At 58.1% G+C, this 14,997-nt stretch carries 11 protein-coding genes; all 11 read right to left on the reverse strand.

Going from position 1 to position 14,997, the window contains the following annotated elements; translation table 11 throughout:
* Nucleotides 1-44: 44 nt before the first annotated feature.
* Nucleotides 45-269 (reverse strand): F0F1 ATP synthase subunit C, encoded by a 225-nt coding sequence (locus tag NHF56_RS11970; protein WP_252804574.1) that lies wholly within the window; start codon nt 267-269, stop codon nt 45-47.
* Nucleotides 270-336: 67 nt separating this feature from the next.
* A complete protein-coding gene (locus tag NHF56_RS11975; protein ID WP_252804576.1) occupies nt 337-1,098 on the reverse strand; it encodes a F0F1 ATP synthase subunit A in 762 nt (253 codons plus the stop codon).
* Between the two features lie 70 nt (nt 1,099-1,168).
* Nucleotides 1,169-1,501 (reverse strand): AtpZ/AtpI family protein, encoded by a 333-nt coding sequence (locus tag NHF56_RS11980; RefSeq protein ID WP_252804578.1) that lies wholly within the window; start codon nt 1,499-1,501, stop codon nt 1,169-1,171.
* 299 nt (nt 1,502-1,800) lie between these two features.
* Complete coding sequence (locus NHF56_RS11985) at nt 1,801-2,973, reverse strand: cell wall hydrolase (protein WP_252804580.1); 1,173 nt, start codon at nt 2,971-2,973, stop codon at nt 1,801-1,803.
* 109 nt (nt 2,974-3,082) lie between these two features.
* The gene (locus NHF56_RS11990; protein ID WP_252804997.1) at nt 3,083-4,981 is read right to left on the reverse strand and encodes a potassium transporter Kup; all 1,899 of its coding nucleotides are present in this window, start codon (nt 4,979-4,981) and stop codon (nt 3,083-3,085) included.
* Between the two features lie 281 nt (nt 4,982-5,262).
* The gene (locus tag NHF56_RS11995; protein ID WP_252804581.1) at nt 5,263-6,396 is read right to left on the reverse strand and encodes an Mrp/NBP35 family ATP-binding protein; all 1,134 of its coding nucleotides are present in this window, start codon (nt 6,394-6,396) and stop codon (nt 5,263-5,265) included.
* A gap of 123 nt (nt 6,397-6,519) precedes the next feature.
* A complete protein-coding gene (locus NHF56_RS12000; protein WP_252804583.1) occupies nt 6,520-7,641 on the reverse strand; it encodes a siroheme synthase in 1,122 nt (373 codons plus the stop codon).
* Entirely contained in the window at nt 7,610-10,270 is a 2,661-nt protein-coding gene (locus NHF56_RS12005) for a nitrate reductase (protein WP_252804585.1), read from the reverse strand. The genes NHF56_RS12000 and NHF56_RS12005 overlap by 32 nt, the downstream gene beginning before the upstream one ends.
* A 159-nt stretch (nt 10,271-10,429) precedes the next feature.
* Nucleotides 10,430-10,762: a nitrite reductase small subunit NirD gene (gene nirD, locus NHF56_RS12010; RefSeq protein ID WP_252804587.1), complete on the reverse strand. Its 333-nt coding sequence runs from the start codon at nt 10,760-10,762 to the stop codon at nt 10,430-10,432.
* A gap of 12 nt (nt 10,763-10,774) precedes the next feature.
* Nucleotides 10,775-13,222: a nitrite reductase large subunit NirB gene (gene nirB / locus NHF56_RS12015; protein WP_252804589.1), complete on the reverse strand. Its 2,448-nt coding sequence runs from the start codon at nt 13,220-13,222 to the stop codon at nt 10,775-10,777.
* 5 nt (nt 13,223-13,227) lie between these two features.
* Nucleotides 13,228-14,985, reverse strand: coding sequence for an ABC transporter ATP-binding protein (locus NHF56_RS12020; protein WP_252804591.1), 1,758 nt, complete (start codon nt 14,983-14,985; stop codon nt 13,228-13,230).
* Nucleotides 14,986-14,997 lie beyond the last annotated feature (12 nt).

The following is a 14,997-nucleotide window of genomic DNA, read 5'->3' on the forward strand; positions in this document are numbered from 1 at the left end:
ACCTTAAACGAAGAAGGCGCCCAAGGTCTGTCGTTTTGAGCTTCTTAGCCGAAGAGAGCCAGAAGAGCGATGAGCAGCGAGAAGATGCCCAGAGCTTCCGTAACGGCGAAGCCGAAAATCAGGCGGCCGAACTGGCCATCAGCAGCTGACGGGTTGCGCAGAGCGCCTGCCAGATAGTTGCCGAAAATGTTGCCAAGGCCAAGAGCCGTACCGGCCATACCAAGGCAAGCAAGACCTGCGCCGATGTATTTTGCTGCTTCCGCGTCCATATTAGATCTCCTTAGAAATGGTTGTTGCGGCTTTGATGGCGCGTTGCCGCGCCAGCGACTTCATTCCTTAGTGGCCACCGGGGTGGACTGCATCGTTGATATACATGCAGGTCAACACTGCAAAGACATATGCCTGCAGGAAGGCCACGAGGAATTCCAGACCCGTCAGTGCGACGGTCATGAGAAGAGGCAGAACTGCACCGCCGATACCGATCGCGCCCATGGCGCCCAGCATACCGACGAAGCCTGCGAAAACTTTCAGCGTGATGTGGCCGGCAAGCATGTTCGCGAAGAGACGAACAGACAGCGAAACCGGACGAGAGAGGAAGGATACAAGCTCAATAAGCGAAACCAGCGGCAGCAGAGCCACCGGGACACCGCTTGGAACGAAAATGTTCAAGAAGCTGAGGCCGTTTTTCCAGAAACCGTAGATCACGACGGTGCCGATCACCAGAATGGCCAGCGCAAAGGTGACAATGATGTGGCTGGTGACGGTGAAGAAGTACGGCACCATACCGAAGAGGTTGGCGACCAGGACGAACATGAAGATCGAGAAAACGAACGGGAAGAAACGCATGCCAGCGGTTCCTGCGCCATCGCGCAACATATTCGAGACAAATTCGTATGAAAGTTCTGCCGTGGACTGCAGACGACCCGGAATGAGCGCGCGGCTGGATGTAGCAACATACAGAAAGAGCGAGGCTGCCAGAACCGTAATCACCATGAACAGGGACGAGTTCGTGAACGACAGATTCAAATCGCCGAAATGCAGCGGAACAAGTTCTTGAATCTGGAACTGGTGAAGTGGATCGACCTTGCCGCCTGACACGAGTTTCTCTCTTTCGTTTCAGCGCCCAAATGGGCATATTCCGTTATCTCAAAGGCAGTTGCCTGCCCGCTTAATCTTTCTTATCCCGCGGCTTCGGCTCAGGTGTTTCCACATAGCCAGATGCACGCAGCATGTTCAAAATCGCGGCCGCAAAGCCAATGAGCAGGAAGATCACCATGCCCCACGGCTTCGTACCGAGGAAGTAGTCGAGGAGATAGCCCAACACCGCACCCGTCACAATGGCTGCGATGAACTCTGAGGAAAGCTTTACCGCCGTGGTGTAGCCTTTGCCACGCCCCGACGTTTCTTTTTCCCCATCGCCGTTCGCCTTCCCTTTTTTCGAAGCCAATTGGCTATCGAGTTTCTTCAGGCGCTCGTCGAGACTTTCTCCCTGCTCATCCATTCTGCCGCTCCTACCCGTGTTCCGCCTTACAAATCCGGCCGAGACCAGACGCGACGGTCAAGCGTTGGTGGCATTTGGCCCCGCTTTGAAGTCGGGCGCAACATAGTTTTGACCGCCACCTTAGTCAAGGCATTGCGTTAACTTGATTGCAATGATTTTTCTCTCATTAAAACAATCGCTTAATGCGTTATTCAAGGAAATCTGCAAATTCGCAGATGCCGGGAGGCGCAGCATTGCATCATGCAATGCAAAAAAGCCCTCTCAGTGGAGGGCTCAAAGGCTGGAAAGGAGCTGACGGTCTAAGACCAACCGCCGCCATAGGTGCGATAGAAGATGTGAAGACCGATGCGACCGACCTTCTGCATGGTGCGGGCCCAGCGCGGATGTACATAAGTGGCGTGATAATGGGTGGCGGAGCCGACTTCCTTCAGCCAGATCTTGCCGGCTGTTACGGCCATTGCCACATCACGGGCGGTTTCCCAATTGCTCTTGGAGCGGATGCGGTCGCGGATATTGTCGCAGGCAAAGGAGAACTGGCAGCGGTTGCGCCATTGCTTGTTCTGATAGACGACGCCGCAAATGGTGCCGGGATAGGTGGGATTGCGCACGCGATTGAGAATGACCTGGGCAACGGCTGCCTGCCCCTTTACGGGTTCGCCGCGCGCTTCGAAATAGATGCCTGAGGCCAGGCATTGCTGTTCCTTGTCGGAAAACACATCAGCGGGAAGTGCTGTTGCCACCCACTCGTGATCACCTGGACCAACCTCGGGAATAAAGCGTCCAGCGTTCTTGTCGGCTTTCAGAATGGAATCAAAGGGCGACTGACGTGAATAATCCGGCTTGGGCGGTGCATAGGCCGTTGCCAGAACATCGGCGTGATCATTGTTGACCAGACTTGCAATTTCACGCGGCACGCCGGGGTTCTGCCGAACCGGCTTGCGTTCGTAAAATGCCTGCGCAATCGTCAGCTCCTTGCCCTTGATTGCGGGCTTGAGAAAGGCCGTCTCGCGGGAGACCTTTTCCACAGGCTTCAAGAGCGACGCTGCGCGATCAAGCACTGTGCCGGCAGAAAAGTCTTTCGGCGGCTGCACGGGTGCGATGGCAACAACACGGCCTTTTTTCAGGCCACGGGTAACGCGATCTTCATCCGGTGTCGTCTCGTAGGGCTTGCCCTCCGTGCGCATGGCAATCTTTTCACCACCGGGCAGTTCCACGCCACCGCTTTGCATGACCGATCCCGTCTTGACCGGATCGGCAAAGACCATATCGACAGTCTGGATGGAGCCGGCGGGCGACGGGGTCAGGTAGACGCGGCCTTCGCCATTGTTGTTGATACCGGCGAGATAGGCGGCGATATCGGATCTTCCAACATTTTCCGGGAGGGCTGAATAGATCGCTGCACCGAGTGCAAGCGTGACCAAAAAGCGTCCGACCGAAGAATGCGCGCGACGCTTCGCTACTCTGTTACGCACGTACTCAACTCCACAACCAAATACAAACTGTCGCGCAGAATGAATCATTAACCTTGATACATGGTTAATAGGCCGTGCCAGAATTGACCGCTGAACGCCAAGGACAGGTTCAGATGACGACTTGCGTGCCGAGTTCGACGACACGGTTGCTCGGCAGGCGGAAATAGTCAGACGGGCGGGTTGCCAGATTGGCGAGCGCTATGAATATCCTGTCCTGCCAGAAGGGCATGCCTTCGTTGCGGCTGGGAACCAGCTGCCTGCGGCCCAGATAAAACGAGGTCGACATGATCTCGAACTTCATGGCTTCCTTGCGGATTTTGCTGAGCGCCTGCAGAACATTGGGCGTTTCCATGAAACCGAAGGTGATTTCCAGCTTTTCGAAACTTTCCGCAATCGGGCTGATGCGATAGCGCTCATTCTCACCGACATAGGGGCGTCGCGCGGTTCTGACGACCAGGATGATATTCTGCTGGTGCAGCACGTGATTGTGCTTGAGATTATGCATCAGCGCCGGCGGGGTATATTCCGGATCGCTGGTCAGGAAGATGGCGGTGCCGGGAACACGCACAGGCGCATGCTCGCCATCACGCGAGATCATGGGAATGAACTCTTCGAGAAGAAGCGCGCCACGCTGCGCCTTGACCATCAGAAGCTGGCTGCCGCGCCACCAGCTCCACATCACGAGTGTGAACGCGCCGGCAACGATGACCGGCACGTAACCGCCGTCGATGATCTTCACCAGGTTGGCCCCGAGGAAAACAATCTCGAGCGCCAGCAGTGGCAACAGGATGAGTGTAACCAGGCCGATGTTCCAGCGCATCTTCGCCCGCAGATAAGCGCCCGCGAGCAGCGTGGTGATGACCATCGCCCCGGTTACCGAAATGCCATAAGCGGTGGCCAGAGCATCGGAGCTACGGAATGTCAGCACCAGCACGATGACGCCGATTGCCAGAATGGCGTTGATGGCCGGCAGATAAATCTGGCCCGTATGCCGTTCTGAGGTGTGCTGTACTTCCATGCGCGGCAGAAAACCCATGTGGATCGCCTGGCTGGCCAACGAAAATGCGCCGGTGATGACAGCCTGGCTGGCGATGATCGTGGCAATCGTTGCCATGATCACGGCTGGCAGCAGGGCCCAATCCGGAAACATGAGGAAGAATGGGTTGGACGCCGCCGCGGGATTTTTGAGAACAAAGGCCCCCTGCCCCAGATAATTGATTGCAAGGGCCGGGAAGACAACGGCGAACCAGGCAAGCTGGATCGGCTTGCGTCCGAAATGTCCGAGATCGGCATAAAGCGCTTCTGCCCCGGTGACCGTCAGGAAAACAGCGCCCAGAACCACCATGCCGCGCCAGCCTTCGCCAAGCAGGAAGCCGATGGCGTGAACGGGATTGAAAGCCAGGAAAATGTCCCAATCGTCGGAGACGTGGTAGAGGCCCACAGCGGTCAGCATGATGAACCAGAGAAGTGTCAGCGGGCCAAAAAAGGCCGACACGGAGCCCGTGCCGCGCCGCTGAACCAGGAAGAGCGCAATGAGAATGCCTAGCGAAACCGGCAAGACATAATCGGCCATGCCGGGCTCGATGAATTCGGTTCCTTCGATCGCAGAAAGCACCGACAACGCCGGCGTGATCATGGCATCACCCATGAAAAGCGCTGCACCGGCAATGCCCATGAAAATGAGCGGAACAAGACTGCCGCGCGCCGATTTCATCAAAAGTGCCAACAGGGAGAGCGTTCCACCCTCGCCTTCATTGTCTGCGCGCATGAGGAAAAGAACGTATTTGACCGTGACGATGATTGTCAGCGTCCAGAGCATGCACGATACGATGCCGATGACCTCGCCGCGGCCGATCCCGTCGTCGGCCACGGGTCTCAGTGCCTCTTTGAAAGCATAGAGTGGGCTCGTTCCGATATCGCCGTAAACGACGCCAATCGACCCCAAAGAGCCGAGCAGCAACCCTTTGATGCCCGAATTACCGCCATGCGTATGGCCTTCGGCAGTCATATCCATGTCGAATCCGATGTCTTATTGATCTGAAAGAAGTGACAGCAAAACGTGCTTACTGAAAAACAACCCGGAAAATCCTCTCACACGGTCAGTGTCACACAGGGTGCGCTGTCCCGATGGTTGTTGAAAAGGCGGTTGGCTGTGACCAACCGTCAAACTTTGAGATTGTCAAAGCACAATGGCGGCCCCGTGCCAAGCAAATTGTTGCTGCACAATTGCCGCATTGGTGAACCTTTCGGGCAGAGTATTGCCTTTAGTTTCTTATGGATCGGCGGCTTTTACTCGAAGACGATCTCAGGTGCTGAGCGGGGTTTGCGTGAGCTGATCGCGTTCCAGACATTTTCTGCTATCGTACGATAGGCCTTTGCATGCACGCCATCGGGTGCGCTTGCGACGACGGGTGTGCCGGCATCGGAGGTTTCGCGGATGGCCATATCCAGCGGAATTTCGCCCAGGAAAGGCGCGCCGATCTTCTCGGCTTCCTGACGCACACCGCCATGGCCGAAAATGTCGTGGCGACCGCCGCAATCGGGGCAGACGAAATAGCTCATGTTTTCAACAACACCCAGAACCGGGATTTCCACCTTGGCAAACATGTTGATGGCCTTGCGGGCATCGAGAAGCGCCAGATCCTGCGGGGTCGACACGATAACGCTGCCGGCAAGCGGCACCTGCTGGGCCATGGTGAGCTGAACATCACCGGTGCCGGGCGGCATATCCACCACCAGCACATCAAGATCGCCCCAATTGACCTCGCGCAGCATCTGCAAAAGGGCAGACTGGATCATCGGGCCGCGCCAGACCATGGCGGTTCCCTCATCCACGAGGAAGCCCATGGACATGGCTTTGAGGCCATAATTCTCCATCGGAATGATGCGCCGGCCGTCAGAGGTTTTCGGCTTGCCGGAAATCTGCAGAAGGCGCGGAATGGAGGGGCCGTAAATATCGGCATCCAGAATCGCTGCCCTCAAACCATTGGCCTGGAAGGCGAGCGCGAGATTGACTGCCGTTGTCGATTTACCCACACCGCCCTTGCCCGAGGCGACCGCCACAATCGCGCCAATGCCGGGGATTTCCTGCTTGGCGGGCTGTTGCGGGCGCTGCGGCTGGCGGGGTGTTTGTTGTGCCGGGCGCGCTGGCTGCGCGGGCGCTTCGCCTGCTTTCTTGTCGGCGGTCAAGACGACGACGGCGCTCTTGATACCATCGACGGAAAGTGCTGCCTTTTCAGCCGCTTCACGCAGAGGTTCAAGCTCCTGAGCCCTGGCGGCAGGAACGGAGAGCGAGAAATAAGCCTTTCCATCGGAGACGAAAATATCAGACACAAGACCGAGACTGACAATATCACCGTCCGCGCCTGGAAAGGTCAGGGAGCGCAATCTGTCTTTGATGGAGGTGATGGCCTTGTCAGTCATGAGATCGGTCGCCTTTCAGGTTTTTGCGCTTGCGCGCAATCTATGTATGCAGGCGTCAAAATCAAGGCTGACTACATAGATGAGCTTCGATCTCTTCCGAAGTGAACCCAACGCGGTCAACTGTCAGGCCGAGGCCTTGCCCCTTTGCGGCAAAGCGTGCTCTGCCTGCCAATTGTCTGACGCTGCACTGACGCCACGAACGACGCTTGCGTTAACTCCAAGGCGGGCAAGAGCCTGCATTTCACGCTCGATTTCCCGTGTCGGGGATGCATCTCCTGATACCAGACGCACCACACGCTTGCCTGCGCGCACGAGCGAGATGGTCGCGTTGGAAACCGCATTTTCCCCTTCCCCGCATTCGCTGACGAAGAGGCGCTTGGCTTCGCGGCGGGCAAGTTCGAGCACGTCTGCTGTCACGCCACCCTCATAGAGAATAACGTCTGCCGATTGCAACGCACGCACAGCCTTCAGTGTCAACATCTCGGCATCGCCCGGACCTGCCCCAACATAGGTGACGCTGCCTGCCAGGCTTTCGCCCAAGGCCGAAATCTTGTCGATGCTTTCAATGAGCGTGCGCTCGTCGGCTTCGTCGGGCTGGTTGTTGCCTTTAAAGGCCATGTCGACGAAACGCTCCCAGAAAAGGCGCCTTGGCGTGCCTGCCCCCAGCCGATCCGTCACCTCACCGCGCAACTTGCGGGCAAGCTCGGCCCAACCTTTGAGCGCCGGTGGAAGCAGCGTTTCGATGCGCCGGCGGATCGCCTGCGCCAGAATGGGGGCAGCGCCATCGGTGGAAATCGCGATCACAACGGGCGAGCGATTGACGATAGAACCGAATTGAAACTGGCAGAATTCCGGCTTGTCGATAACGTTGACCGGGACACCGGCGGCGCGGGCAGCCTCGTAGAATGCCCGCGCCTCCAGATCGTCTGCGCAATCGGCTAAAGCCATTGCGAAGGCGCTCAGGTCTGCCACATGCCAATCTTCCTGCACCAGAACGATATTGCCTTGATTTCCATCAATGGACGAAAGCTCTTGCGTCGGCTTTTCGTCGCCCAGGTAAACATGAACCGCTGCGCCGCATGCCGCCAGAAGCTCTGCTTTCCAGGCAACGGCGTCCGTGGCCCCGGCGATCAGAGCCGGCTTGCCGTTCAAATCCCAGAAGACGGGCAGCTTGGCGAGCGGCTCCATGCGGGCGACCCGGCGAGCGGGCCTGTTATTCTGCGGCTGCTGGAAGGCGGTGTTCATGGATCATCCCCCTGATTTCGGAACGGCAGGAGCCGCAATTGGTGCCGGCTTTCGTGCATTCGCCGATGGCTTCGACCGTTGCATGACCGGCCTCTATGGCGCTGGTGATCTGGTTGATGCCGATGGAAAAACACGAGCAGACGATGGCACCGGGGTCCGGCTGGTCTTGACCCGGACGGCCCGCGGCAATTGCGAAGCGGGTGCGCGTGTTGCCATGGTGTTTGCCCAACTGCGCGACGGCCCAGTTTCGCGAGACTTCGACAGGTTCGGTGGCGACATAAAGTGCTGCAAGCAGCTTTTCACCCTCGAAGAAGGCAAGACGCGCGACGCCTTTTTGGCGATCCGTGTAGCCGATGATTTCGGCGTCGCCGGACAGGCCGAAAGCATTGCGGCACCATGCGCCCCAATCCTCCACAGGCTCGTCAAAGCCGAGTTCAATGCGCCAGCCGCTGTCTGCTCTGGCAAGCGCCCAGTATGGCACGTTTTCCAGATGCTCCGGCTTTTCCGCGGTGACGGCGAAGCCGTATGCTCCCGCAGCGAACGGCTTGAGGGAAACGCCAGCCTGCTTCAATGCTGGTTGGCCGGAATGCGGGTCGACCTTGGCTTTCACCAGCACATCGGCACGCGCGCTCGATGCGAATTGGGCGGTCCAGTGCATGGGCATGAAGATAGAGCCGCGCCGCTGGCGGGGTGTCACCAAGGCCCGCACGATGTTTGTGCCATGGGGGCTTTCGATCTTCACGAGACTTGCGGGCGCAACGCCAAGCTCAGCCGCATCCGCCGGATTGATCTCGCAGAATGGCTCGGCAATGTGTTGCGACAAGCGGGCCGATTTCCCCGTGCGGGTCATGGTGTGCCACTGGTCGCGAATGCGGCCCGTGTTCAGCGTGAAGGGATAAGCAGGCTCGATTTCATGAGCCTGTTGGCGCACGGCGATGAAGCGGCCCTTGCGGTTTGGCGTGTAGAAGCCACCTTCTGCAAAAAAGCGGGTTTCGACGGGCGGCTTGTTTGCCGGTTGCGGCCATTGGAAGGGCGTGAGTGCGTCGAAACCATTTTTGGAGATTGCCGCATGTGCGCCGATGTCGAAATCGCGGGTGCCATTGTTTTCCAAGGCTGAAAGGGCGGCATGTTCGCTGAAAACCTCTGAGGCGTCTTCCCAGGCGAAGGCGCTTTCAAAGCCTATACGCCTGCCGACTTCGGCCAATTGCCGCCAATCGGCCATGGCCTCGCCCGGTTCTGCCAGAAACGCACGCTGGCGGGAAATGCGGCGTTCGGAATTGGTGACCGTGCCATCTTTCTCGCCCCAACCAAGCGCGGGCAAAAGAACGTCGGCAAATGCCGCCGTATCAGTATTTTTCTGGATATCGGAGACCACGACGAAGGGGCAGGCTGCAAGTGCTGCCTTCACATTGTCGGCCTCGGGCAGAGAAACGACCGGGTTGGTGGACATGATCCAGAGCGCCTTGATGCGGCCATCGGCAACCGCCTGGAACATATCGACGGCCTTGAGGCCTGCGCGCGTGGCCATGACCGGCGCTTTCCAGAAATCCTGAACCAGTCTGCGATGATCTTCGTTTTCCAGCGCCAGATGCGCGGCTAGCATATTGGCAAGGCCGCCCACCTCCCGTCCGCCCATTGCATTGGGCTGGCCGGTCAGCGAGAACGGCCCCATGCCCGGCCTGCCGATGCGGCCCGTGGCGAAATGGCAGTTGATGATGGCGTTGACCTTGTCGGTGCCGCTCATCGACTGGTTGACGCCTTGCGAATAGCAGGTGACGACCTTTTCCGTGCGCTCAAAGAGTTCGAAAAAGGCCGTCAGCTCCTCCCAGGAAAGACCGGTGATAGAAGACAATGTGGTAGCGTTTTGCTCTTTTGCCGCAGCCAGCGCGTCGTCAAAACCTTCGGTGTAAGCCGCGACATAGGCAGCGTTGAACGCTGGCGAACGGGCCAGATGAGCAAGAAGCCCATTGAAGAGGGCAACATCGGCATCCGGCTTGATGCCCAAATGCATATCAGCAATATCGCAGGTCATGGTGCGGCGCGGATCAATCACCACGATCTTCATATGTGGCCGCGCGGTCTTGGCGGCTGCAATGCGCTGGTAAATGACCGGGTGGCACCAGGCGAGATTGGAGCCGGTGAGCACAATGAGATCGGCAAGCTCGAGATCTTCGTAGATGCCGGGAACGGTGTCGGACCCGAAAGCACGGCGGTGGCCTGCAACGGAGGAGGCCATGCAGAGTCGCGAATTGGTATCGACATTGGCCGAACCGATGAAGCCTTTCATCAGCTTGTTGGCAACGTAATAATCTTCCGTCAGGCTCTGACCGGAGAGGTAGAAGGCGACCGAATCCGGGCCGTGTTCGCGGATGCTGGAGAGGAATTTTTCGGCGACGATATCAAGCGCGCTATCCCAGCTTGCGCGATCGCCGTTGATTTCCGGATAGAGAAGCCGTCCGTCCATATCGAGCGTTTCGCCAAGCGCTGAGCCCTTGGAGCAGAGACGGCCATAGTTGGACGGGTGATCCGGGTCGCCTTTGACGGTGACGGAGCCGTCATCGTGCCTGGTGGCTATGACGCCGCAGCCGACGCCGCAATAGGGACAGGTGGTCCTGGTTTCGGTGGTCATGTTTGCACGCCCCTCTTCTCCCCTTGGGGAGAAGTGCCGAGTGAAACGAGGCGATGAGGGGTTCTCACCGCGGTCGCATTTTGGGAACCCCTCATCCGCCCCTTCGGGGCACCTTCTCCCCAAGGGGAGAAGGGCGCTCGTTGACACCCGACCATGCCTTTACTCCGCAGCCACCAATGCTTCTTCACCGAGCAACATGAAGATCATTCCATTCTCCACCCGCAGCGGAAATGTCTTGACCGAACCTTCGTCCGCTCCTCTGGCTTGACCTGTTTCCAGCGAAATCACCCAATTGTGCAGCGGGCATGTGACCGATGCATCGTGCACGATGCCCTGAGAGAGCGGGCCTTTCTTATGCGGGCACATGTCCTCGATGGCGTGCACTTCGTTATCCGCGGTGCGGAAGATGGCGATCTTGCCTTGCGGCGTCATGACACAGCGTGCGCCACGAAGCGGGATATCGTCGATGTGACCGATTTCGAACCATTCCATGATCTGATCTCCTTATTCTGCGGCCTGGGGGAAGCCGACAGTGGCCATCGGGTTGAACTCGTGCTTGTCCTTGCCGGAAACGCGTTCCGACCAGGGATCGACCTGTGCGAATTTCTGGGAGAAGACGAAGCGGTCGTAGTAGGCCGCGCGCTTGGCTGCATCATCAACGATGGCCTTGCGGATTTCGTCATAGCCGATGCGTTTCGCCCATTTGTAGATGCGCTCCAGATAATGGGCCTGCTCGCGATACATCTGCGTGAGCGCGACGATGTATTCCATCGCCTCTTCCTCGGTTTTCACGCGGCAGAGCACTTCCGTGCCTTTGATTTCCAGACCAGCCGCGCCGGCAAAATGGATTTCGTAGCCGGAATCCACGCAGACGACGCCGATATCCTTGCAGGTGGCTTCCGCACAGTTTCGCGGGCAGCCGGAGACTGCGAGCTTGACCTTGGCGGGTGTCCAGGAGCCCCACATGAACTTTTCGAGCTTGATGCCGAGGCCGGTGGAATCCTGCGTGCCGAAGCGGCACCAATCCGTGCCGACGCAGGTTTTGACCGTGCGCAAGCCCTTGGCATAGGCATGACCGGAGACGAAGCCCGCCTTGCCGAGATCGGCCCAGACATACGGAAGGTCTTCCTTTTTGATGCCGAGCATATCAATGCGCTGACCGCCGGTGACCTTCACGGTCGGGATCTTGAACTTGTCGACCACATCGGCAATGGCGCGCAGCTCATCGGAAGAGGTCACACCGCCCCACATGCGCGGTACGACAGAATATGTGCCGTCCTTCTGGATATTGGCGTGGACACGCTCATTGATGAAGCGCGACTGATAATCGTCGGCATATTCATCCGGGAAGTCGCAGACGAGGTAATAGTTCAGCGCCGGGCGACATTTGGCGCAGCCGCAGGAGGTTTTCCATTCGAGCTCCTGCATAACCGCGGGAATGGATTTCAGTCCCTTGGTGACGATCAGGTGGCGCACTTCATTGTGGCCAAGATCGGTGCAGCCGCACATGGGGGTAATCGCATCGGCATTGAATGCATCGCCCAATGTGAGCTGCATGACCTGCTGCACGAGACCGGCGCATGTGCCGCAGGAATTCGAAGCTTTCGTGTGGGCTTTGACTTCATCGAATGTGGTGAGGCCTTTTCCCTTGATCGCATCCACGATCTGGGACTTGCAGACGCCGTTGCAGTCACAAATGTCTGCATCATCCGGCAAGGCTGCAACGGCCGCCGTAGGGTCCAGCGGCGAACCGCCCTGATAGGCCTGGCCGAAAATCAGCGTTTCACGCATTTCGGAAATGTCGGTGCCTTTCTTCAGCATGTCGAAGAACCAGGCGCCGTCGGATGTTTCACCGTAGAGCACGATACCGATGATCCTGTTGTCCTTCAGGATCAGGCGTTTGTAGACACCGGCGACCGCATCGCGCAGGACGATTTCCTCGCGGTCATCGCCTTCGGCGAAATCTCCGCCGGAGAAGAGATTGATGCCGGACACTTTCAGCTTCGTGTTGGTGACCGAACCTGCATATTCGGCGGCACCGCCGGTCAGGTGATCGGCCAGCACCTTGCCCATTTCATAAAGGGGCGCGACAAGACCATAGACCATGTTGCGGTGTTCAACGCATTCGCCGAGCGCGTAGATATCCGGGTCGGAGGTGCGCATGACATCGTCAACAAGAATGCCGCGACCGACATCAAGACCGATCTCCTTGGCAAGCTGCGTGGATGGGCGGATGCCAACGGCCATGACGACGATATCGGCGTCCAATATCGTACCGTCATCGAGCTTCACAGCTTCCACCTTGTCGACGCCCAGAATAGCGTGGGTGTTAGCCTTGGTCATGACCTTGATGCCGCGTTGTTCAATAGCGCGTTCGAGAAGATAAGCAGCAGCCGGATCGAGCTGGCGCTCCATCAGGGTCGGCATCAGGTGGAGGACGGTGACGTCCATACCCTGTTCCTTGAGGCCCGCCGCTGCCTCAAGGCCCAAGAGCCCTCCCCCGATCACCACTGCTTTGCCTTTGCCCTTTGAAACCTCCATCATCTTTTCCACGTCATCGAGATCGCGATAGACCATGACGCCCGGCAGTTCGTGACCGGGGACTGGAATGATGAAGGGCGAGGAACCGGTGGCGATCACCAGCTTGTCGTAGGAAGCTGTGATGCCGTTTTCCGAGGTCACCGTCTTGGCGTCACGTTCAATTTGCGAAACCTTGGCACCCTTGTGCAGCGTGATGCCGTGTTCGGCATACCAGTCATCGCTATGGGTGATGATGTCCTCATAGGTCTTTTCACCCGCCAGCACATAGGAGAGGTTGAGGCGATTGTAGTTCACCCGCGGCTCGGCGTTGAAGATCGTCACCTCATAGGCGTTCGGATCGGTTTCGAAGAGGTGTTCCAACATGCGCCCCGGGGCCATGCCGTTACCGATGATGACAAGCTTTTGTGTCATGGGTCTTACTCCGCAGCGAATTGAGGGTGGTTTGCCGCTTTTGCGGCGATACGGGCGGTCCGCTTGTTGCGAATGGCTTCAAGCGTTTCGGGATCGGGGTTTGCGCCGCCTTCGTAGGCTTCCAGAAAATCGAGAAGCTCTTCGCGGTAGGCGTAATAATCGGGATGGGAGAGCAACGCCTTGCGGCTGCGCGGACGCGGCAGGTCCACCTCCATGATATTGCCGATCTTGGCGTTCGGGCCGTTCGACATCATCACCACCCGGTCGGCAAGCAGGATTGCCTCATCCACATCGTGGGTGACGCAGATGGCGGTGACTTTCGTGCGCTTCCACACATCCATCAGCACTTCCTGCAGCTCCCAGCGGGTGAGGCTGTCGAGCATGCCGAAGGGCTCATCGAGGAGCAGCAGTTTAGGAGACAGAGCAAAGGCGCGGGCAATGCCCACACGCTGTTTCATGCCGTTGGAAAGGTCGGCGGCCATGCGGTGCATGGAATCACCGAGCCCCACCTTGGAGAGGTAATATTCCACCACATCCTTGCGCTCGGCGGGCGTGGCATCCGGATAGACCCTGTCGACCCCGAGCGCCACGTTTTCGCGCGCAGTCAACCAGGGCAGAAGCGAGGGGGCCTGGAAAACCACGGCACGGTCTGGACCGGCGCCAGACACTTCCTTGCCATCAAGAACCACGCCGCCGGACGAGATCGGGTTGAGGCCGGCGACCATGGAAAGAACAGTCGACTTGCCACAGCCGGAATGGCCGATCACGGAAATGAATTCGCCCTTGTCCATCCGCAGATCGAAACCGTCGACAACGGTGAGCGGCCCTTTGGGTGTGGGATAGACTTTGCGCACTTCGTGGAATTCCACATAGCGCTTTTCAATGGGCGAAACGGCTGCTTTGGCATAAGCATCTGGCAGTTTATCCGCGCGCTGGGTGATCGGCACGACATTGGGTAGGACAATGCCGCTTTCACCTCCTGTATTGCGCTCGGCCCCCAGGTCCATCAGATATTCAGTGATGAGACCGCGCAGGCGGATGAATTCGTCATTGTGGTTCATTTCGCCACGGTCGCGGGGACGCGGGATGTTGACCTCAAAACTCTCACCCAGCGATGCATTCGGGCCGGGGGTGAGCGGAATAATCCGGTCTGCCAGCAGGATCGCCTCATCCACATCGTTGGTGATGAGGATGATGGTTTTCTTTTCCTTTTCGGAGATTTCGGCAAATTCATCCTGCAACTTTGACCGCGTGAGGGCGTCAAGCGCCGAAAGCGGCTCGTCCATCAGCAAGACTTCGGGCTGCATGGCAAGCGCACGGGCGACGGCCACACGCTGGCGCATGCCACCGGACAGTTCCGCTGGCTTGCGGTCCCTCGCATGGGCCAGGCCGACCATTTCGACGTATTTTTCGACCAGCGCCTTGCGTTCTGACTTGGACTTGCCCTTGTGGACGCTATCGACGGCGAGCGCGACATTGGCGTTTACCGAAAGCCATGGCATGAGCGAGTAGTTTTGAAAGACCACACCGCGTTCGGGCGTGGGGCCTGTCACTTCCGCATTGCGAAAGAGCACGACGCCGCTGTCGGGCATCTGCAGGCCTGCCAGAAGCGAAATGAGGGTGGATTTGCCGGAGCCGGAGAAACCGACAATGGCAATGAATTCACCCTCTTCGACCTTCAGGTTGACGCCGGTCAGCACGTCGTTGCGTGCTGAGCCATTGCCAAATCCTTTCGAAACGTCGCTGAGTTCAAGAATGGTCATGGATCAGTCCCT

The organism is Rhizobium sp. L1K21 (assembly GCF_024055895.1).
Taxonomy (GTDB): domain Bacteria; phylum Pseudomonadota; class Alphaproteobacteria; order Rhizobiales; family Rhizobiaceae; genus Ensifer_A.